The sequence below is a fragment of the Dyella sp. NPDC103356 genome, assembly GCF_055584465.1.
On sequence record NZ_JBVJLZ010000007.1, the window covers coordinates 92321 to 112701 of the forward strand.

Annotated in this window: 16 protein-coding genes and 8 tRNA genes; 7 read left to right on the forward strand and 17 right to left on the reverse strand. The window is 61.8% G+C overall.

Translation table 11 applies throughout. From position 1 onward, the window contains the following. The first annotated feature begins 338 nt into the window (after window positions 1–338). The gene (locus ACZ6WW_RS16935) at window positions 339–1046 is read left to right on the forward strand and encodes a PP2C family protein-serine/threonine phosphatase (RefSeq protein ID WP_281849418.1); all 708 of its coding nucleotides are present in this window, start codon (window positions 339–341) and stop codon (window positions 1044–1046) included. A 10-nt stretch (window positions 1047–1056) separates the two neighbouring features. On the opposite strand, the gene dnaQ is transcribed toward ACZ6WW_RS16935, so the two are convergent. From dnaQ to ACZ6WW_RS16950, 3 genes are read right to left on the reverse strand one after another with little or no spacing between them, the layout of a single operon-like run. Then, the gene (dnaQ, locus tag ACZ6WW_RS16940) at window positions 1057–1788 is read right to left on the reverse strand and encodes a DNA polymerase III subunit epsilon (protein WP_465275239.1); all 732 of its coding nucleotides are present in this window, start codon (window positions 1786–1788) and stop codon (window positions 1057–1059) included. Next, entirely contained in the window at window positions 1785–2228 is a 444-nt protein-coding gene (gene rnhA, locus ACZ6WW_RS16945) for a ribonuclease HI (protein WP_281849420.1), read from the reverse strand. The genes dnaQ and rnhA overlap by 4 nt, the downstream gene beginning before the upstream one ends. A 45-nt stretch (window positions 2229–2273) precedes the next feature. After that, complete coding sequence (locus tag ACZ6WW_RS16950) at window positions 2274–2954, reverse strand: methyltransferase domain-containing protein (RefSeq protein WP_465275240.1); 681 nt, start codon at window positions 2952–2954, stop codon at window positions 2274–2276. Between the two features lie 203 nt (window positions 2955–3157). On the opposite strand from ACZ6WW_RS16950, the gene gloB reads away from it, so the two are divergent. The 3 genes from gloB to ACZ6WW_RS16965 are packed head-to-tail and all read left to right on the forward strand — an operon-like array spanning window position 3158 to window position 6001. After that, window positions 3158–3925 (forward strand): hydroxyacylglutathione hydrolase, encoded by a 768-nt coding sequence (gloB, locus tag ACZ6WW_RS16955; RefSeq protein ID WP_465275241.1) that lies wholly within the window; start codon window positions 3158–3160, stop codon window positions 3923–3925. Then, window positions 3922–5166 (forward strand): LysM peptidoglycan-binding domain-containing protein, encoded by a 1245-nt coding sequence (locus tag ACZ6WW_RS16960; protein WP_465275242.1) that lies wholly within the window; start codon window positions 3922–3924, stop codon window positions 5164–5166. Before gloB ends, ACZ6WW_RS16960 begins: the two co-directional genes overlap by 4 nt. 52 nt (window positions 5167–5218) lie before the next feature. Beyond that, window positions 5219–6001, forward strand: a complete 783-nt coding sequence (locus ACZ6WW_RS16965; protein ID WP_465275243.1) for an enoyl-ACP reductase FabI — start codon at window positions 5219–5221, stop codon at window positions 5999–6001. Between the two features lie 78 nt (window positions 6002–6079). Here the strand turns inward: ACZ6WW_RS16965 and ACZ6WW_RS16970 are convergent, their stop codons facing one another. The 9 genes from ACZ6WW_RS16970 to ACZ6WW_RS17010 all read right to left on the reverse strand — a co-directional run bounded on the left by ACZ6WW_RS16970 (window position 6080) and on the right by ACZ6WW_RS17010 (window position 15110). Beyond that, window positions 6080–7981: a SurA N-terminal domain-containing protein gene (locus tag ACZ6WW_RS16970; protein ID WP_465275244.1), complete on the reverse strand. Its 1902-nt coding sequence runs from the start codon at window positions 7979–7981 to the stop codon at window positions 6080–6082. An 87-nt stretch (window positions 7982–8068) separates the two neighbouring features. Next, window positions 8069–8145 (reverse strand) — tRNA-Asp (locus ACZ6WW_RS16975). 8 nt (window positions 8146–8153) lie between these two features. Beyond that, window positions 8154–8228 (reverse strand) — tRNA-Val (locus tag ACZ6WW_RS16980). Window positions 8229–8248: 20 nt separating this feature from the next. Continuing rightward, entirely contained in the window at window positions 8249–8539 is a 291-nt protein-coding gene (locus ACZ6WW_RS16985; RefSeq protein ID WP_465275349.1) for an HU family DNA-binding protein, read from the reverse strand. A 315-nt stretch (window positions 8540–8854) separates the two neighbouring features. After that, window positions 8855–11353 carry an endopeptidase La gene (gene lon, locus ACZ6WW_RS16990; protein WP_465275245.1) on the reverse strand — a complete coding sequence of 833 codons (2499 nt, stop codon included), beginning with the start codon at window positions 11351–11353 and terminating at the stop codon, window positions 8855–8857. Window positions 11354–11561: 208 nt separating this feature from the next. Then, entirely contained in the window at window positions 11562–12860 is a 1299-nt protein-coding gene (gene clpX, locus ACZ6WW_RS16995) for an ATP-dependent Clp protease ATP-binding subunit ClpX (RefSeq protein WP_281849428.1), read from the reverse strand. 106 nt (window positions 12861–12966) lie between these two features. After that, a complete protein-coding gene (gene clpP / locus ACZ6WW_RS17000; RefSeq protein WP_465275246.1) occupies window positions 12967–13590 on the reverse strand; it encodes an ATP-dependent Clp endopeptidase proteolytic subunit ClpP in 624 nt (207 codons plus the stop codon). A 60-nt stretch (window positions 13591–13650) separates the two neighbouring features. Continuing rightward, window positions 13651–14943 carry a trigger factor gene (gene tig, locus ACZ6WW_RS17005; protein ID WP_281849431.1) on the reverse strand — a complete coding sequence of 431 codons (1293 nt, stop codon included), beginning with the start codon at window positions 14941–14943 and terminating at the stop codon, window positions 13651–13653. An 82-nt stretch (window positions 14944–15025) separates the two neighbouring features. After that, window positions 15026–15110 (reverse strand) — tRNA-Leu (locus ACZ6WW_RS17010). Window positions 15111–15394: 284 nt separating this feature from the next. Here ACZ6WW_RS17010 and ACZ6WW_RS17015 point away from each other — a divergent pair. The 3 genes from ACZ6WW_RS17015 (at window position 15395) to ACZ6WW_RS17025 (ending at window position 19457) form a co-directional block, all read left to right on the forward strand. After that, window positions 15395–16498, forward strand: coding sequence for a sensor histidine kinase (locus ACZ6WW_RS17015; protein ID WP_465275247.1), 1104 nt, complete (start codon window positions 15395–15397; stop codon window positions 16496–16498). After that, window positions 16495–17256 (forward strand): LytR/AlgR family response regulator transcription factor, encoded by a 762-nt coding sequence (locus ACZ6WW_RS17020; protein ID WP_465275248.1) that lies wholly within the window; start codon window positions 16495–16497, stop codon window positions 17254–17256. The genes ACZ6WW_RS17015 and ACZ6WW_RS17020 overlap by 4 nt, the downstream gene beginning before the upstream one ends. A 266-nt stretch (window positions 17257–17522) precedes the next feature. Next, complete coding sequence (locus tag ACZ6WW_RS17025; RefSeq protein ID WP_465275249.1) at window positions 17523–19457, forward strand: pyrroloquinoline quinone-dependent dehydrogenase; 1935 nt, start codon at window positions 17523–17525, stop codon at window positions 19455–19457. 247 nt (window positions 19458–19704) lie between these two features. Here ACZ6WW_RS17025 and ACZ6WW_RS17030 read toward each other — a convergent pair. The 5 genes from ACZ6WW_RS17030 to ACZ6WW_RS17050 form a co-directional block, all read right to left on the reverse strand. After that, window positions 19705–19780, reverse strand: a tRNA-Lys gene (locus tag ACZ6WW_RS17030). 25 nt (window positions 19781–19805) lie between these two features. Then, a tRNA-His gene (locus tag ACZ6WW_RS17035) sits at window positions 19806–19882 on the reverse strand. Window positions 19883–19897: 15 nt separating this feature from the next. Next, window positions 19898–19974, reverse strand: a tRNA-Arg gene (locus tag ACZ6WW_RS17040). Between the two features lie 29 nt (window positions 19975–20003). Further along, window positions 20004–20080: transfer RNA gene (locus ACZ6WW_RS17045), tRNA-Pro, on the reverse strand. A 179-nt stretch (window positions 20081–20259) separates the two neighbouring features. After that, window positions 20260–20336: transfer RNA gene (locus ACZ6WW_RS17050), tRNA-Arg, on the reverse strand. Window positions 20337–20381: the final 45 nt, after the last annotated feature.

The following is a 20381-nucleotide window of genomic DNA, read 5'->3' on the forward strand; positions in this document are numbered from 1 at the left end:
CACACCTTATCAATGGTGCCGAGGCTGTCGAACAAGCCCGCGATAGTCAGGGCATGGCGACCCCAAGCTGGCAGGCGACCCCATGAATAACGCGCTATTCATTGCCAGGCCCATGCAGATTTCACGCTACGTATCCTGGTCTGGGCTTGGTCGCGACTCGTTAAAAACGCTCGCCCAACCCCTTGCATTCCATTGTAGAGCTTGGTAGGAGACAGACTCTCCGCCAGCAACGCCAGCGCCTGTCGTGGGGCATTTTTTGCGTTTCTGGCCATCACAGACGTTTTGCACCGATCCGCTACATCCGTCATGCTTATCGCACTTGCAGCCATCAGCACATCATGATCGAGTTCGGACACGGAACCCACGTCGGCCTGCGCCGTACGCGCAATGAGGACACTTACTACGCCGACGCATCGCTGGGATTGTTCCTGGTCGCCGATGGCATGGGCGGCCATCGCCATGGTGAGGTGGCCTCCGCCCTGGTCCGCGATGCCGTGACCGATCTGGTTACGCGCGGCCACAGTCTGATCGATGCCGTGCGTGCGGCGAACGAGCGCCTGATGCAGCAGGCACAGGCGCGCGGCAGGCATGACAGCCTGCCGATGGGCACGACGATCGCGGCGCTACGCATGACGACCGACAGCTACGAGGTGGCCTGGGTCGGCGACAGTCGCGTTTACCTATGGCAAGGACATCTGCGCCAGATCAGCCACGACCATTCGCTGGTGCAGGAGATGGTCGAGGCCGGAACACTCGATGCCTCCCAGGCAACGCGGCACCCGCAACGCAATGTGATCACGCAGGCATTGGGCATTACCGCCGCCGACCAGTTGCATATCGGCATGGCTCGTGGGCGCATGACGCCGGGTACGAGCTTTTTGCTTTGCAGCGACGGTCTGACCGAAGAGCTGAGCGACAACACGATCGCCAGCACCATCGAACGCCGCGACCTTGCCGCGCAGGAATGTATCGATCATCTTTTGCTTGCCGCGCTCGACCACGGCGGCAAGGACAACATCACCGCCATCCTTGCCCGCGTGCACTAAGGGTACGCGTTCAGGAAACCTTCGCTTCCAGCGCGGCAGGCGCATGCTGCGCACGCCATACGCTGCTACCGCCGGCGCTCTTGTCGAGCGCATCGAGCCGGCCCTCGTGCAGCACCTGTTCTTCTTCGCTGGCGCGCAAAACGCGCGGCCGGCGATCGAGCCGCAGCGGAACCGCAACGTGATTGGGCCCCTGCTCCGCGGCGCCTTCAAACCCAAGATCGAGCGCAACCTGGCCCGAAGTCATGTACAGATAGACTTCGGCCAGCAGCTGCGCATCGATCAGGCCGCCGTGCAGATCGCGACCGGAGTTGTCCACACCCAGGCGCTTGCACAAGGCATCGAGGCTGTTGCGCTGCCCGGGATAACGCTCGCGCGCCATCACCAGCGTATCGAGGACGGTGCAACGATCGGCGATCTTGCCGCGACCGGCACGCTCAAGCTCCGCATCGAGAAAGCCGACGTCGAAGGTCGCGTTGTGAATGATCAGCTCGGCGCCGTCGATGAACTGGAGGAACTCATCCACCACATCGGCAAAGAACGGTTTGTCGAGCAGGAACTCGTCTTCGATACCGGTGACCTGACGCGCGCCTTCGTCGATCGCACGTTCGGGATTGAGATAGGTCTGGTAGTTGTTGCCGGTGGGACGGCGCTCGATCATTTCCACGCAGGCGATTTCGATCAGCCGATGCCCCTGGCGGACTTCCAGGCCGGTGGTTTCGGTATCGAGAACAATCTGCCTCATGCGCTCACCTTGAACAGTTCTGCCTGCTGACGGGCGGCAACGTCGACACGCTCGTTTTCAACGTGACCGTTATGCCCTTTCACCCACTGCCATGTTACCTGGTGCGGACTCACCGCCTGCGACAGGCGCTCCCACAGGTCCTGGTTCTTTACGGGCTTCTTGTCGGCGGTACGCCAGCCGTTGGCTTTCCATTTGGGCACCCATTCCTCGATGCCTTGCATGACATAGCGCGAATCGGTGCAAAGCACGACCTTGCAGGGCCGGGTCAGGGCCTCGAGCGCGGCGATCGCGCCCATCAGTTCCATGCGGTTATTGGTCGTCGCCGGCTCACCGCCGGCCAACATCCGTTCGGTACCCTTGGCACGCAACAACGCGGCCCAGCCACCCGGGCCAGGATTGCCCAGACAGGCACCGTCGGTAAAAGCTTGTACGTCAGTCAAACAACCACCTTAAGTTTCATATTCGCCAAGGAACAAAGATGCCGCTCAAGCGGCACTGCGGCGGGCGCCAGGGGCCAGGCCAACACCAACGGGAGCGGCCACCGCCTTGGGGCGCAGACGCGTGGGCGTCATGGCGTGACGGCGTTTGCGCGCAACCAGCACATAGCCCCCGCCCAGGAGCGGCGTGACTCGCCATTCCTCCACCGCACCGGGTCGCCAGCGGCCGACGCGCTGCACGCGCTCGACGCTGAGGTCATTGGCGCGGAGCCAGTGCTCCACCACCCAGGGCGACATCAGCGAGACCGGCGCCGGGCGCGTGCGCCACCGCAGCCACGGGTTCCACGCGCTGAAAGGGTGCACGCCGGTCAGCGCCAGGGTACCGCCCGGAGCCAGCACGCGGATCGCCTCGTCCAGCAGGGCGCGCGGCGCGGGCGCCACTTCCAGCGCGTGCCGCAGCATGACCAGTTCGAACGACTCGTCCAGGAAAGGCAGCGGCTCATCCGCACGGCCCTTCAGGTCACCCTGGAATCGCCCCTGCCCCAAGGTCAGGCGCACCCAGTGGTTGAGCATGGGCAGGCCGGGCGACATATCGCCGGTCACGGCGGTCAGCAACAGCCCGTGCTTGCCGGCACAGCGCTGCAGATCGGCCGACAGGGCAACCGATTCTTCAGCGACCAGTCCGTGGAGCGGCGTGCTGGTGTAGATGTCGTTGTCGCGCTGAAGCATGCGTCGACGGCCCGGGAGTGAATCTGCAGCGCACAGTGTAATGGCTGCCGCAGCTTCGATGTGCCGGCCGACACAAGCCTGAATGGCCGTGCCAGCCTTTAACACCTAGCTAACGAGCGGGCAGGAAGGCGGCTTTATAGTCGCTTGCCTTGCGCACGCAGGATGCATGCGTCAGTCGATACGAAACCGCAGTGGGGTCTTCCTTGCACGTCGTACCGTTACCGGCGCTTGCCGACAATTACATCTGGTTGCTGCACGACGATGCCGGTCACGCCATCGTCGTCGATCCGGGCGATGCCGCTCCGGTGGAGCAGGCACTGGCCGAGCGCAAGCTCACCCTGTGCGCGATCTTGCTCACCCATCACCATGGCGACCATATCGGTGGCGTGTCGGCCTTGCTGGAGCATCGTTTCGTCCCGGTCTACGCGCCGAAGGACGAGCGCATCACGGTGGCCACGCAATGGGTGGCCGATGGCGACAGCGTCATCCTCGACCATCCGACCGCGCGTTTCGAAGTGATCGCCGTCCCCGGCCACACGGTCAGCCATATCGCGTTTTCCGGCGAAGATCTGCTGCTGTGCGGCGACACCTTGTTCAGCCTCGGCTGCGGTCGCCTGTTCGAAGGCACGCCGGCCCAGATGCTTGCCTCGCTTGACCGCCTGCGCGCCCTGCCGGCACATACCCTGGTCTGCTGCGCCCACGAATACACCGCAGCCAATGGGCGCTTTGCGCTGACCGTGGAACCGGACAATGCCGCTCTGCAGGCACGGCTGGACCAGGTTGCGACCTTGCGCCATGCCGGCAAGCCCAGCGTCCCCATCGCGCTGTCGGACGAGCTGGCTGCCAATCCTTTCCTGCGGGTCGACAGCCCCGATGTGATGGCCTGGTGCGCCCGACAGGAACATGCCACCTCCGATCGTGTCGGCCGCTTTGCGGTCTTGCGTGCTGCCAAGGATGACTTTCGCGGATGAACCCTCGACACCTTCGCCCGCTTCCTCTGGCGCTCACCAGTTTGCTTGCCGCTTGCGTAAGCACGACACCGCAACCGGCAAGTCGCGCACCCAGCATCACGCCGCCCAAGAGCACGCCGGTGGTCACCGATATCGCCCACCCGACAGGTCCTGCCGCTACCGCGGAACCGGTCGCGTCCGGCGACGTATGGGGCAACTTGCGCAACAGCTTCGCGATGGACGACTGCGACGCCGACCCGGCCATCATGAGCGCGGCCAACGCATTTACGCGCAACCCGCAGCGTTTCGAGAGCCAGCTGAGCGACGTACTACCGCATCTCGCCTATGTGCAGCAGATCGCCGCCAAACATCAGGTCGCTGGCGAATTCGTGTTGCTGCCCTGGGTCGAAAGCCACTACCAGCCCGTGCCCGGACACAAAGGGAACCCTGCCGGCATGTGGCAGATCATGCCGGTGACCGCGCAAGCGCTGGGCATGCGCGTGGACAAGCGCTATGACGGACGCCTCGACGTGCCGCAAGCCACCGACAAGGTCATGACGCTGCTGCGCCGCTACTACGACGACCTTGGCGATTGGCGCATGGTCGATTACGCGTACAACGCGGGTGAGTTTTCGGTGCGCAACATGACCGACAAGTACGGCACGCCCGCCGCCGATCCGGCGATTCCGCGCATGCCGGTCAAGCGCGTCACACGCGAGCATCTGATCAAGCTGCTGGCCATGGCCTGCGTCGTTCGCGAGCCCGAGCGCTTCCATGTCACCTTGCCGCAACTGCCTTCCGAACAGCGTCTGGTCAAGGTCGACGTCGACCATGCCATGCCGGTAACGCAGGCCGCCAGCCACGCGGGCATGTCGGTCAACGATTTCAAGTTCCTCAACTCCGGCTTTCGCAGCAATACGGTGGATCCGAATGTCGCGTCGTACCTGTTGCTGCCCAGCGACAAGGCCGAACAGTTCCGCCAGTCCTCCCTGCAGGCCGGCAACAGCGTCACAGATACAAACGATGCCTCGCTGGCGTCGATAAACGACGCCGGATCGTCGGCCGATGATCAGGATTCGACCCCGGGCCAGGCCAAGCACGGCAAGCGCGCCAAGGCGACGACATACAAGATCAAATCCGGCGACACCTTATCGACCATCGCAAGGCGCTACAGCGTGACCACCAAGCAGCTGCAGCGCTGGAATGGCCTGCAGGGCGCCAAACTGAAGCCGGGTCAGACGATCAAGGTCAGCGGCAGCTAAACTCCTGCGGCAGCGCCCGAAGGCGCACCTTGTCGGTCCTCAGGAGGATGCCATGGGATTTCTTCACGGTAAGCGAGCTCTGATCGTCGGTATCGCCAGTCAGCGATCGATCGCCTGGGGCATCGCCAATGCCATGCATCGCGAAGGCGCCCAGCTTGCCTTCACCTATCAGAATGATCGCCTCAAAGACCGCGTCGACGAAGCGGCCAACGCCTTCGGCTCCAATATCGTCCTGCCATGCGACGTTGCCGAGGACGCACAGATCGCCGACATGGTGGCCGAACTCGGCAAGCATTGGGACGGTTTCGACATCCTGGTGCACTCTGTCGGTTATGCACCACGTGAAGCGCTTCAGGGCGGTTTTCTGGATAACCTTACGCGCGAAAACTTCTCCATCGCGCATGACATTTCCAGCTACAGCCTCGCCGCACTCGCCAAGGCCGCCCGGCCGATGATGGCCGACCGCGGCGGCGCGATTCTCACGCTGAGTTATCTCGGTGCGGAACGCGCCCTGACCCACTACAACGTCATGGGCCTGGCCAAGGCCAGCCTCGAAGCGAACGTGCGCTATCTGGCTTTCAATCTTGGACCGGAGGGCACGCGCGTCAACGCGATATCGGCAGGTCCGATCAAGACCCTGGCCGCGGCGGGCATCGCCAATTTTCGCAAGATGCTCGATCACGTCGATGAGAATGCACCGCTACGTCGCAGCGTCACCATCGATGAAGTAGGTAACGTCGGCGCGTTTCTGTGCTCGGATCTTGCGTCGGGCGTGACCGGGGAAATCATGCATGTCGATGCGGGTTACAGCATTCTTGGGATGACTGGGATTTGATCGTAGGTTCGCTTCGCATCGCCTGAATAAAAAAAAGGCGGCCAACTGGCCGCCTTTTTTAGCAAACGTCATCGATGCTTACATACGATCCGTCGCGATCTTGATATCCGCGGTGGCTTTAAGCGCTTCGATCAAACCATTCGTCTGCATCGCACCGAAGGTCTGCTGCATCTGCGTGCGCAGCGAGTTGCGATCGTCCGGCGTCATCTTCGACAGGTCGGCGCCCTCGACCTTGTCGAGCGCCAGCAGATCGAAGCTCCCATCGGGCAACGCTACCGACGCATACTGCGGCTTGCCTTCCACCGGATGCGGCAGCTTGAATGCCTGCGTCAGCAGTTCCGGCGGAACCTGGTCCTGACCGCGCTGGACGTCGTTGACGGTGCGTACGGTAGCACCCAGGGACGTTGCAACGGTTTGCAGATCTTCGCCCTTCTGCAGGCGAGCGAGCAGCGCATCCGCTTGCTGCTTGGCTGCAGCCACCGTGCGTTCGTCGACAATCTTCTTGCGGATCTCGTCGCTGACCTGAGCCAGCGGACGGACGGCAGATGCAACATGCTTGTCGACGCGCACCACGACGGCATGATCGCCACCCAGGTCGATCAGACCCGAGTTGTTACCCTGGGCCAGCACGTCGTCGGAAAACGCCGCCGTGACGACTTTCGGATTTGCCGCGATGCCCGTCGCCGCGCCCTGGCGCGAGAATGCTTCCGTGGTCTTGACCGTCAGCTTGAGTTCCTGCGCGGCCGGATCCAGCGAAGACGGCGACTGGTAGGTCTTGTCCGCAAGCTTGCCGGCGAAATCGTTGTACAGGCGATCGCTATCGGCCTTGGCCGCTTCCTGCGCCAGCTGTGCACGCACTTCTTCGAACGGCTTGACCTCACCCGCACGCACGTCGCGGAGGTAGATGATGTGGTAGCCCTCGTCAGGCGACAGCACCGGCTTGGAGATCTGGCCCTTCTGCATGGAGAACAGCGCGGTGTCGAACGCCGGGTTGGCAATGCCTTTTTCCAGCCAGCTCAGATCACCGCCCTGACGCTTCGAGCCCAAGTCTTCCGAATCCTGTTCGGCCAGCTTGGCGAAGTTCTGCGGCGTGGCTTCTGCGGCGATCTTTTCGGCCTTGGCCAGCGCCACCTTCTGCTGCTCCGGCGTCGCGTTCTTGGGCACGTTGATCAGGATGTGCGAGACCAGGCGCTGCTCGGGCTTCTGGAAGCGCTGCTTTGCCGCTTCGTAGCGCTTCTTGAGCTCTTCGTCGCTGGCCTGCGCTTCGGGCTTGAGGTCCGCGCCGTTGACTTCGAGGTAGCTCAGAGACACCGTTTCGGGGCTCATGAAGTCAGCCTGGTGTGCCTTGTAGTACGCATCGATCTGCGCGTCGGTGACATTGCTGTCGACGCCGGTCGGGTGCGGCAGTGCCACGAAGCGGAGGTTGCGGCGCTGGAAATTGATGTTCAGGAAACGATCCACGTCCGCGTCGGTGACGATCGCGCTGCCGGCCAGAGCATCAGGCAACTGCTGCACCTGCAGGTCCGAACGAACCTGACCCTCGAACGTGGTCGGCGCCATGCCCTGTGCGGCCAACAGCGCGCGATAGGTGTTCGGATCGAACTGTCCGTTGATCTGGAAGTACGGCAGCGACGCAATGCGCTCGCGTACCGCGCCACTGGACACGCGCATGCCGAGATCTTCGCCGGTCTGGGTCAGCAGCGTCTGCGCGATCATCGCATCCAGCACGCGCTGCTTCATTTCCGGCTTTTCGTAGACGCTCGTATCGCCTTTCTGCTCAGCGGTCTGCTGGCGCAGGCTGTTCAGGCGATTCTGAAACTCCTGCTGGCTGATTTCATGCTTGCCGACCTTGGCGACGAACGTTTCGGTATTGCCCAGGAAATAGGACTCGATACCGAAAAATGCCACGGCAAACACGCAAACGCCCAAAACGACGATGGCTGGCCATCCGTGTAGCTTGTTACGTAGTGCCTGCAACATTGAAGTGATCTCGCAATCGTTTCCGACACCCGGCCCCGCGCCGGGACGTAAATAACAAAGGCGCCACATGGGCGCCCTTGCGTTCTGTGGCGGAGCGGACGGGACTCGAACCCGCGACCTCCGGCGTGACAGGCCAGCATTCTAACCGACTGAACTACCGCTCCACACAATCTGGTGGGTGCTGTAGGGATCGAACCTACGACCCTCGCCTTGTAAGGGCGACGCTCTACCGCTGAGCTAAGCACCCAAAACCAAGCGGGTAGCCGCTTAGTTTAAGGCATCCTTCAGCGTCTTGCCAGCCTTGAAGGCCGGGACCTTCGAAGCCTTGATCTTGATCACTTCGTTGGTGCGCGGGTTACGACCGGTGCGAGCGGCGCGCTTGCGCACGGTGAAGGTACCGAAGCCAACGACCGATACGTCGTCGCCCTTCTTCAGAGCCTTCTGCACGGTCTCGAAGAACGCCTCGAGCGCGCGGCCGGCGTCGGCCTTGGTGAGCTCGGCCTTCTCGGCGACGGCATTGATCAGATCGGTTTTATTCATTGAGACACTCCCTTCAATACGGTTATGCAGCCCGCGTAATCAGTCTGGGACGAAGCAGCGCCGCCAACCATAAGGTGGACGGATCAAACGCTACCCCGCGACCCCGCATCGCTTTCGCTCTTCGCAGCGTCTGGATGGCGGTGCCGCCCTTTATACCAGTGCCCCTTAGGGTCCGCAATACAAGTTGTACCAACGTTTTCCGGCCTATAGCGCATGTCGATGACGACATGCAACAACGTCAAAGTATGCGTTGCGCGTCGATTCATTCGCCAAAAAAAAGAGGCGTGCCAAGCACGCCTCTTTTGTGATGCATCGAACAAAACTTGCGCGATATCAATGCGGTCGCACGTGAGCTTCGTTTGAATCTTCCACCGTATTGTCGACCTTGCCCGCAGCCGGTTCGCCTTCTTTGGCGAGCGGTTGCAACGGACGCTCCAACGCAATGTCGAGCACTTCATCGATCCAACGCACCGGATGAATATCCAGCGAGCTGGTGATGTTGTCCGGAATATCGGCCAAATCCTTCTTGTTCTCGTCCGGAATGATCACGGTGGTAATGCCACCGCGGTGCGCTGCCAGCAGCTTTTCCTTCAGGCCGCCGATCGGCAGCACACGACCACGCAGCGTGATCTCGCCGGTCATCGCCACTTCCGAACGTACCGGCACCTTGGTGAGCACGGACACCAGTGCGGTGCACATGGCGATACCCGCGCTCGGACCATCCTTCGGTGTCGCGCCTTCGGGCACGTGGATGTGCACGTCGAGCTTCTCATGGAAGGTCGGATCGATGCCCAACTGCTCGGTGCGCGCACGCACCACCGACAATGCAGCCTGGATCGACTCCTTCATCACGTCACCGAGCTGACCGGTATGCACCAGCCTGCCCTTGCCGTTGACCACGGACGCCTCGATGCTGAGCAGATCGCCGCCCACCTGGGTCCAGGCCAGACCGGTCACCAGGCCGACTTCGTTCTGCAATTCCTTGCGGCCGAAATCGAAACGGCGCACGCCCAGGTACTGCTCGAGGTTGCTCGAATCGACCTGGATCGAGCTCGACTTCGCCTTCGACTTGGCAGTCTTGGCTTCGGCTGTCTTCGCCTTGGCCTTGGCTTTCTTGACCTCGCCCAGGGTCAGTTCCTTCACCACCTTACGGCAGATCTTGGAGACTTCGCGCTCCAGGCTGCGCACGCCCGACTCACGCGTGTAGTAGCGCACGATGTCGCGCACGGCGTCTTCGGACACCTTGAGCTCCTCGGGCTTGAGGCCGTTGGCCTTCAGTTGCTTGGGCAACAGGTAACGCTGCGCGATCGCCAGCTTCTCGTCTTCGGTGTAACCCGGGATACGGATCACTTCCATACGATCGAGCAGCGGGCCCGGAATGTTCAGCGAGTTCGCGGTAGCAATCCACATCACCTCGGACAGATCGAGATCCACTTCGAGGTAGTGATCGTTGAACGTATGGTTCTGCTCCGGATCGAGCACTTCGAGCAAGGCCGACGACGGATCGCCGCGGAAGTCCATCGACATCTTGTCGATTTCGTCCAGCACGAACAGCGGATTCTTGGTGCCGATCTTGTTCATGTTCTGCACAATGCGGCCCGGCATCGAACCGATGTAGGTACGACGATGGCCGCGGATTTCCGCTTCATCGCGCACACCGCCCAGGCTCATGCGGACGAACTTGCGGTTCGTCGCCTTGGCGATCGATTGACCCAGCGAGGTCTTACCCACGCCAGGCGGGCCGACCAGGCACAGGATCGGGCCTTTCATCACGTTCACGCGTTGCTGCACGGCGAGGTATTCAAGGATGCGATCCTTGACCTTCTCCAGGCCGAAGTGATCGGCATCGAGCACTTCCTGCGCCATCTGCAGATCCTTGCGCACCTTGGAACGCTTCTTCCACGGCACACCGACCAGCCAGTCCAGATAATTGCGCACGACCGTGGCTTCGGCCGACATCGGCGACATCTGCTTGAGCTTGCCAAATTCCTGGCGCGCCTTGGTCAGCACCGCCTTGGGCATGCCGGCCGATTCGATCTTTTTCTGCAGCTCTTCGATTTCGTTCGGGCCATCCTCGCTCTCGCCGAGCTCCTTCTGGATCGCCTTCATCTGCTCGTTGAGGTAGTACTCGCGCTGGCTCTTTTCCATCTGCGACTTGACGCGGCCGCGGATGCGCTTTTCCACCTGCTGCAGATCCATCTCGCCATCGACCAGGCCGATCAGCAATTCGAGACGCTGACCGACGTCGGCCGTTTCGAGCACTTTCTGCTTGTCCGCCATGCGCACCGAAAGATGCGCGGCGATCGAATCGGCCAGACGCGACGGATCGTCGATACCCGACAGCGTCGCCAATACTTCCGGCGGCAGCTTGCGGCTCTGCTTGACCAACTGCTCGAACAGCGAGATCAGCGTGCGCGATACTACGTCGAGCTCGCGCTCCTTGGCGCTGTAGACCGACTCAATGACGCGCGACGTCGCGGTGAGCATGCCGCCGTCTTCGTTGTAGTTGTCGATCGACACGCGCGACTGCCCTTCGACCAGCACCTTGACGGTGCCATCGGGCAGTTTCAGCAACTGCAGGACACCGGCAAGCGTACCGATCTGGTGCAGATCGTCGATTTCCGGATCGTCGATATCCGGGCTCTTCTGTGCCACCAGGAGAATCTGCCGCTCCCCTTCCATCGCGCGTTCGAGCGCGCGCATCGACTTGTCACGGCCGACGAACAGGGGAATGACCATATGGGGATAAACCACCACGTCGCGCAATGGCAACACTGGCAAAGCATCCAGTGCAGATCCGGTGGCTACGGGTAGTGAGGCGTTTTTTGCCATGTAAAAAAATCCCTCGAAGGAGACAAGTTCGGCTCGCCCCGACACTGCGCCGGGGTCACTTATACGTCAAGTGGAGGCGCCGACAGTTCAGTACAAGTGGATAAGCAAACGGCCCCTGTCGGGGCCGTTATGTTTAGACGATGTATCGCCTGTGAGGCGTGAGACATCAGGAGGAAACGGACGTAAGCCCATCTCCTCCCTACCGTTTTCAGGCGGCGTCCCCACCCGACTCACCCGCAATCCGCTGCTGCTGCAGATTGCCGCGATAAATCAGGTACGGTTCGGCCTGGCCGTCGATGACGGCGTCGTCGACCACGACTTTACTGACGTGCTCGAGCGACGGCAGCTCGTACATGGTGTCGAGCAGCACCTGCTCCAGGATCGTACGCAGGCCGCGTGCACCGGTCTTGCGCTTGAGCGCCTTGCGGGCAATGGCCTGCAACGCTTCCGGACGGAATTCCAGCTCCACGCCTTCCATCTCGAACAGACGACGGAACTGCTTGGTCACGGCGTTCCTCGGCTCGGTGAGAATTTTCACCAGAGCGGGCTCATCCAGTTCGTCCAGCGTCGCGACGACCGGCAAACGACCCACAAACTCGGGAATCAGACCGTAACGGACCAGATCGGCGGGCTCGACATCGGCCAGCACCTTGCCCAGGTTCTCGGTGCGTTCCTTGCTGCGGACCTCGGCGGAGAAGCCGATACCCGTGGTCTCGGAACGCTGCTGGATGACTTTCTCCAGCCCCGCGAACGCGCCGCCACACATGAACAGAATGTTCTTGGTGTCGACCTGCAGGAATTCCTGCTGCGGATGCTTGCGGCCGCCCTGCGGCGGCACTGACGCCAACGTGCCTTCGATCAGCTTCAGCAGAGCCTGCTGCACACCTTCGCCGGACACGTCGCGGGTGATCGACGGGTTCTCGCTCTTACGCGAAATCTTGTCGATTTCGTCGATATAGACGATGCCCGACTGCGCCTTGTCGACGTCGTAGTCGCACTTCTGTAGCAGCTTCTGGATGATGTTTTCCACGTCCTCACCGACATAGCCGGCTTCGGTCAGCGTGGTGGCATCGGCGATCGTGAACGGCACATTGAGCAGGCGCGCCAGCGTTTCGGCCAGCAACGTCTTGCCCGAACCGGTCGGACCGATCAACAGAATATTGGATTTGCCAAGCTCGACGTCATCGGCCTTCTGGCGCGACTCCATCCGCTTGTAGTGGTTGTAAACCGCCACCGCCAGCGCTTTCTTGGCACGCATCTGCCCGACCACGTACTGGTCGAGGGTCTCCATGATTTCCTTGGGCTTGGGCAGCTGGCTGCGCCCGGAGGCGGCCTTTTCCTCAAGCTCCTCACGGATGATGTCGTTGCACAGCTCTACGCACTCGTCGCAGATGAACACGGAGGGACCCGCGATCAGCTTGCGCACTTCATGCTGGCTTTTGCCGCAGAAGGAGCAGTAGAGAATCTTGCCGCTGTCGTTGGAACGGCCCTGCCGCTCGTCGCTCATGCTTTGGATCCTGCTTTTAAAACGGTTGCGGCCCGAGAATAACACAGGGTTCCGTGTCTGCATCCAGACACAGAACCCCTTTTTCCGACCGGGAAAACGCCGTTAATCAGGCGGATTTGACCGATTCGACGCCACGGCGGTCGAGTACGGCGTCGATCAGGCCGTATTCGCGGGCGGCTTCGGCACTCATGAAGCGGTCACGCTCCATATCGCGCTCGATCTTGTCCAGGGGCTGGCCGGTATGCTGAACGTAGATATCGTTCAGGCGGCGGCGCAGGTACAGGATTTCCTGGGCCTGGATTTCGATGTCGGTCGCCTGGCCACGCGCACCGCCCGAGGGCTGATGGATCATGACGCGCGAATTGGGCAACGAATAGCGCTTGCCCTTGGCACCTGCCATCAGCAGCAGCGACGCGGCGCTGCAGGCCTGGCCGATGCACATCGTGCTGACGTCGGGCTTGATGAATTGCATGGTGTCGTAGATCGCCAAACCGGCGGTTACGACGCCGCCCGGACTGTTGATGTACAGATGAATGTCCTTGTCGGGGTTTTCCGACTCGAGGAACAGCATCTGCGCCACCAGCAGATTGGCGACCTGGTCGTTCACTTCGCCGACAAGAAAGATCACGCGCTCCTTCAGGAGGCGCGAATAGATGTCGTACGAGCGCTCGCCGCGGGCCGTCTGCTCGACGACCATCGGCACCAGGTTGAGGTCTTGGATCGGGTCCATGGCCATGCTTGTGGCTCTCCGGTTGATGTGCCTGTCTTTAGAGTGCCTGATTTAATTCAATCAGGCACCGACCGGGCGCATCACTTCGTCGAAGCTCAGCGTCTGCGTCGTGGTTTTGGCGTGTTCCGCAACCCACTCGGCGACCTGGTCTTCCATGACGCGGTTTTGCAGCCCAGACATCAATTGGGGGTCATTGTTATAAAGTTCAACGACCTTTTCGGGTTCTTCATAGGTCGAGGCAATCGCGGCCAACTGCTCGGCAACGCGCTTGCGGTCGATCACGAGGTTCTGCTTGCGGGAGATCTCGCCCATCAGCAGGCCGGCGATGACGCGCTTGCGAGCCACCGGGGTGGCAGCCTCGATCAGCTGCGGCGGCGGCTGTTGGCCACGTGGCACGCTGCCGGCGGCCAGACCACGGGCCTCGGACTGCACCATCAGATTCGGCACATCGAGTTCCGGGTGGGCATCGGCCAGCTTTTCGGCCACTTCGCCTTTCAGGCGGGCCATGAGGGTGGCCTTGAGCTCGCGCTCCAGATTGGCGCGGACTTCCTTGCGGAAGGTGTCCAGGTCGCCATCGGCCACGCCGAACAGCTGGGCAAAGTCGGCGTCGACTTCGGGCAGCTTCGGCTCCTGCACCTTGATGACCTTGAATTCGACCTGCGCCGTCTTGCCGGCCAGCTGGTCGTTACGGAAGTCTTCCGGGAAAGCGATATCGGTGCTGAAGCTGTCGTCGGCCTGGTGGCCGGTCAAGGCTTCGTCGAGCGCCTTGAACAGGGTGCCCGAGCCGAGCACGCTGCCGGCGCGCTCCAGGCCTTCGGCCGGGAAGCGGTAGTCGCCAGCCTGGGCGGAGTACTCGAACATCACGAAGTCGCCTTCGGCCGAGGCGCGCTCGACGACTTCGAAGCTGCGACGCTGCTGACGCAGGGTCTCGATCATCTTTTCGATGTCGGCATCGCCGACTTCGGCCGCCGGGCGCGTGATTTCAAGCGCGGCGACGTCGATTTCCGGGAATTCCGGCATGATTTCGAACGTCGCCGTATAGGCGATTTCGCCGTTTTCCGGCGTACCCGTGGTGTCGATCGCCGGATTGGCGATCGGGCGCAGCTTTTCCTGCTCCACCGCTTCACGCAGCGTGCTGCCGATCAGGTCGGAAAGCACCTCACCACGCACCTGCGCACCGAAGCGCTGCTGGATGACCGTGGTGGGCACCTTGCCCGGGCGGAAACCCTTCAGGCGGATCGTGCGGCCCATCTCCGCGATACGCGCGGTCACCTGCGATTCGAAGCGCTCTGCGGGAAACTTGACCGTGAGCTTGCGCTCGAGCTTGCCGACGTTCTCAACCGAAACCTGCATGACGTCTCCTGGGTAACTGGATGGGGCGCCCGTCACAGACGCCGGCGGCCCTTGCCGCCTCAAAAAAATCAAATAAAAGGGATGGTGCGAAAGAAGGGACTCGAACCCTTACGGTGTTACCCGCTGGAACCTAAATCCAGTGCGTCTACCAATTCCGCCACTCTCGCATCAGAACAACCCGAGGACGAATCCATAACCACCGGATTTCAGAGGCTTTTTCGGCGAAGTTCGCCATCTTGCCCTCCCCGCCCAGCGCCTGGACCTCATCGCTCTTAAGTCGATGATTCCCTTACACGAAAGCGGGCCATTTTACGGTTGTGAGGGCGCGCAATACAAGGTGCGAGGCGAGGAGTCGCGGACGTCCACCGCCCTCACAAAGCCTCCCAGGCAGGCTGCGGCCAAGCCTGGCTTCATGCTACACAGCGCGGGCCCACCGACAAACGAGCCGAGCATGCCCCTCCCTGACCGCCAGCCACCTACACCCCTTCAGGGCTTGGCTTGGCGACGCGTACTGGCCTGGGCCGCCCTGTGCACGGCGATAGGCTTGCTCAATGCCTACCACCTCTACCTGGACGAGGCCGCCAACGGCCGCCACGGCGTGCTGTTGCCACGCGCCATCACTGAGCTGACGGGCGCCTGGTGCGCAGGGCTGTTGGTACCTCCGTTGGCGGTGGCGCTGGGTCACCTGCGCCGGCAAACCGGCGGGCGCCTTTTTCGCTATGCCGGACATCTCGGCCTGTTGCTGGTGTTTTCGTTGCTGCATACCAGCCTGATCTGGGGTAGCCGCGCACTGCTTTTCCCGCTGGTCGGCATCACCGATTACGACTACGGCGTCATGGCCTGGCGCTACGCCATGGAATTTCCAAGCGACGTGATCCTTTACGGGTTGACCGCCTGCATCACTTGGCTATTGCAGCACTATCGCGCCAGCCGTGCACGTGAACTGCATGCCGTGCAGCTGGAATCGGCATTGGCCGATGCACGGCTGGATGCCTTGCGCCTGCAACTCAATCCGCATTTCCTGTTCAATGCGCTCAATGCCGTATCCGCCACCATGTACGAGCAACCGCGCGCAGCCGATGAAATGCTGGCGCGCGTGGGCGACCTGTTGCGCGCCACCCTGCAGGCGGATATGCAGGAACACACGCTCAGCGACGAACTGCGCCTGTTATCGCTCTATCTGGATATCCAACGAGCCCGTTTCGGAGATCGTCTGCAGGTGAAGCTGGATATCGCCCAAGGCCTGGATTCGGTACGCGTGCCATTCCTGGTGCTGCAGCCGCTGGTGGAAAACGCCATCGAGCACGCTGGCAACGCGGTCGAACACCACGTGAGCGTTCGTGCACGCGCCAGCGATGGGCATGTGGAACTGTGTGTGAGCAACCAGGAAGGCAGTCCTGTCAGCCGCCACCACGGACACGGCATCGGCATGGGCAATACACAGGCAAGACTGCGGCACCTCTACGGCGAAGACGCCGGGCTCGCCCTGGAAACCGTGGCCGATCAGACGCAGGCACGCGTTTGGCTGCCTTTGCGCGAGATCGCAACGCCATGACGCTTCGTATTGCCGTCGTCGACGACGAAGCGCCCGCGCGCGACAAACTGCGCCGTTACCTAAAGGATGCCGCCGGCTTCGAACTGATCGGCGAAGCCGATAGCGGTGGCGCGGCCGTGACACTGATTTCGCGCGAACGACCCGATGTCGTATTGCTCGACGTGCGCATGCCGGACATGGATGGGTTCGCTGTGCTGGAGGCCCTGGGCGATTCGTTGCCGTCTGAAGTGATCTTCGTCACTGCGCATGGCGACTATGCCCTGCAGGCTTTCGAAGTGCATGCATTCGACTACCTGCTCAAACCCGTCAGCCCGGAACGCTTCGATCGGCTCCTGCAGCGTCTGCGGCAACGACTGTCACCGCGACAGGATATCGGACAGCGGCTGGAGGGTTTGTTGGACGCCTTGCCTGCGCCCGTCGGCTACGTCGCGCATTTGCTGATCGAGGCAGACAGCCGCGCCGAGCTGATTCCCGTCGAACGGATCAGCCGTATCGAGGCCGATCGCAACTATCTGGACATTCATGCCGATGGCCGTAGGCATCGGATGCGCGGCACGCTGGAACGCATGCAGGCACGCCTGGATCCTGCTTGCTTTGTACGCATCAATCGTTCGACGCTGGTGCGCCTTGCGGCGATCCACGAACTCGCGCCCTGGCCCGATGGCGAATATCGGCTGCATATGGATGACGGGAGTCGAATTACCTGGACGCGGCGTTATCTGGAGCAGGCGCCGCCTGGGTTGTTGCGGCGGGTGTAGATGGCCTGGAAAAATCCCTCCTATTCGTCGTCCCGGCGGAGGCCGGGACCCATTCCTCAACGCAGACGCTTGCCATGCGTCACCTGACGAGCGAAGCCTGAGGAATGGATCCCGGCCTTCGCCGGGATGACGATGAAAACTGAAGTTTGCAGGTCCTGCCACAAGCTGAGACTTCGTCCCAGCCAGCCCGGCGTTCGTCCCGCACAACACCCCCGGCTCCCCCACAGCACTGCATGCTGTCGTCACGTCTTCCCGTGAGCATGACCATGCCTGCCTCCCATCGCCTTTCCCGACTCATTCCTTTACTGCTCGGCGCCACCTTCGCTCATACCGCGATAGCCGACGGCGACTGGCCAGCCTACGGCAACGATCCAGGCGGCATGCGTTTCTCGCCACTGACCCAGATCGATCGCAGCAATGTCGCCAACCTGAAACCCGCCTGGACCTTCCACGTCGGCGACATACTCGACGGCAAGAACGACACGCCGCGCAGCGGGCTGGAGACCACGCCGATCATGGTCGACGGCACGCTCTATCTGACGACACCGATCAATCGGGTCATCGCTCTGGATCCGGAAACCGGCAAGCAACGCTGGGCCTACGATCCCAAGCTGGACCTGCACGCCGATTACGGCGATGGCCTGATCAACCGAGGCGTCGCCACCTGGCTCGACGCTTCCGGCGATACGACGCATGCCTGCCACCGACGGATCTACGAAGCTACCCTCGATGCGCGCCTGATCGCGCTAGATGCCGCTACCGGACAACCCTGCGCCGACTTTGGTCAGCACGGACAGATCAACCTGGCCAACGTCCCGGGCTTTCGTCGCGGCGAATACCACATGACCTCACCACCGGCCGTCGTCGATGGCGTGGTCATCGTGGGCTCGGCCATCAACGACAACAACCGTACGGACATGCCGGCCGGCGTGGTGCGTGGCTTTGACGCGCGCAGCGGCGCGTTGCGCTGGAGCTGGGATCCGATCGCCGCACATCCTGCCGGTAGCGGGGCGTCCACGTGGCAAAGCGGTGCTGCCAATGCCTGGTCGATCATGGCGGTCGACGAGGCACGTGGCCTGGTGTTCGTTCCCACCGGCAGCGCGAGCCCGGACTACTACGGCGGTCATCGTCCCGGCGACAATCACTGGGCAAACTCCGTCGTCGCCTTGCATGCATCGACAGGCAAGCTCGCCTGGGGTTTCCAACTGGTGCACCACGATCTGTGGGACTACGACACCGCATCGCCGCCCCTGCTGACCACGCTCAAGCGCGATGGCCGCGACGTGCCGGTGGTCGTGCAGGGAAACAAGACCGGCTATCTCTATGTGCTCGATCGCACGACCGGCAAACCGTTCTTTCCGGTGGAGGAACGTGCCGTCCCGCAAAGCGACGTACCGGGTGAACTGACCTCGCCGACGCAGCCGATTCCCACCACGCTTCCTGCGCTGAGTCCGACTTCGCTGAACATAGCCGACTTCTGGGGGCCGACCGAGGCCGATCGCGAAAGCTGTCGCAAAGCGATGCATGGCCGCAGCACGTCCAGCGTGTTCACGCCACCGAGCCTGCAAGGCGGCGCCGCCGTGCCCGGCAACGTCGGCGGCATGAACTGGAGCGGTTATGCCTTCGATCCCCAGCGCAACCTGCTGGTGGTCAACACGAGCTTCTTGCCGTTCGAACTGCGCCTGATCGAACGCACCGATTACGATACGCACGTCCATCAGGATGATCCTGGCGAATACGCAGGACAACACGGCACGCCTTACGCCATGTATCGCCACGCCCTGCTGTCTTCCTCGCATCTACCCTGCGGACCCGGGCCGTGGGGCGAATTGGTGGGCGTCGACCTGGCGACAAGCCGCATCCGTTGGCGCGTTCCCCTGGGATCGTTCCAGGACTTCGCGCCGAAGATCAAGAACATGCCCGCCGGCGCACTCAGTCTCGGCGGCCCGATCGTGACGGCGGGCGGCCTGGCGTTTATCGCAGGCACCATCGATCCGTATCTGCGCGCCTTCGATCTCGATAACGGCAAGGAGCTGTGGAAAGCACGCTTGCCGGCGAGCGGACATGCCACGCCGATGAGCTATAGCTGGAAGGGTCGCCAGTATGTCGTGATCGCTGCTGGCGGTAGCGCCAAGATCACGGAGGAAGCACAAAGCGATGCCGTCATCGCCTACGCGCTCCCGGATAACGCCACGCCCTGAAAACAGGGACGAAAACAGTCGCTACGACTGTGTAGCGCCTGTTTCGGCGGATGGACTTGCCGATCGCCCTTGGTGAACGAGGCGCTGATCCGCAAGGCACGTATCCATGCCACGTCGTCCGGCCGTTGTTGCGTGCTCAGTTCGATCTATCAATCGACCGATCCGTAGAAGGGCAGCGCGCCCCTCAACTCGTAGAAGAAACCCAAAGAAAAAGGCGCTCGGCTTTCGCCAAGCGCCTATCTTTAGTTGGTGGGCCGTCAAGGATTCGAACCTTGGACCAATTGATTAAGAGTCAACTGCTCTACCAACTGAGCTAACGGCCCAGGAAACTCTAATTGTACTACAAATTGGGGTGGACGATGGGACTCGAACCCACGACAACTGGAATCACAATCCAGTACTCTAACCAGCTGAGCTACGCCCACCGTAAAACTTTGAACTGGCGCGCCTGACAGGAATCGAACCTGCAACCGTCGGCTTAGAAGGCCGATGCTCTATCCGGTTGAGCTACAGGCGCAGTGCACTTTTTGCGTGCAGAGCACCCGCTGGTCGGGGCAGAGGGATTCGAACCCACGACATCCAGCTCCCAAAGCTGGCGCTCTACCAGGCTGAGCTATACCCCGATTGCTTCGAAACCTCGTCCGCTTACGCAAGCCGAAGCTTAGAAATGCTACGGGTGACGCTTCGCCTAGTCAATCCGTATCGAAGCACACCGAACTTCAAACTTATCGTCCGGCACCACAATGGCGGTGTTTTGCCTTTGTAGTAAGAGTGCAGTGCGAACACTGCGCTCCTTGAATAATGGCGCGCCCGGAGAGATTCGAACTCCCGACCACCAAGTTCGTAGCCTGGTACTCTATCCAACTGAGCTACGGGCGCGCGGTGAAAACTTCTGTCTTTGTCGCCGATCTGCCGAAACAGGAG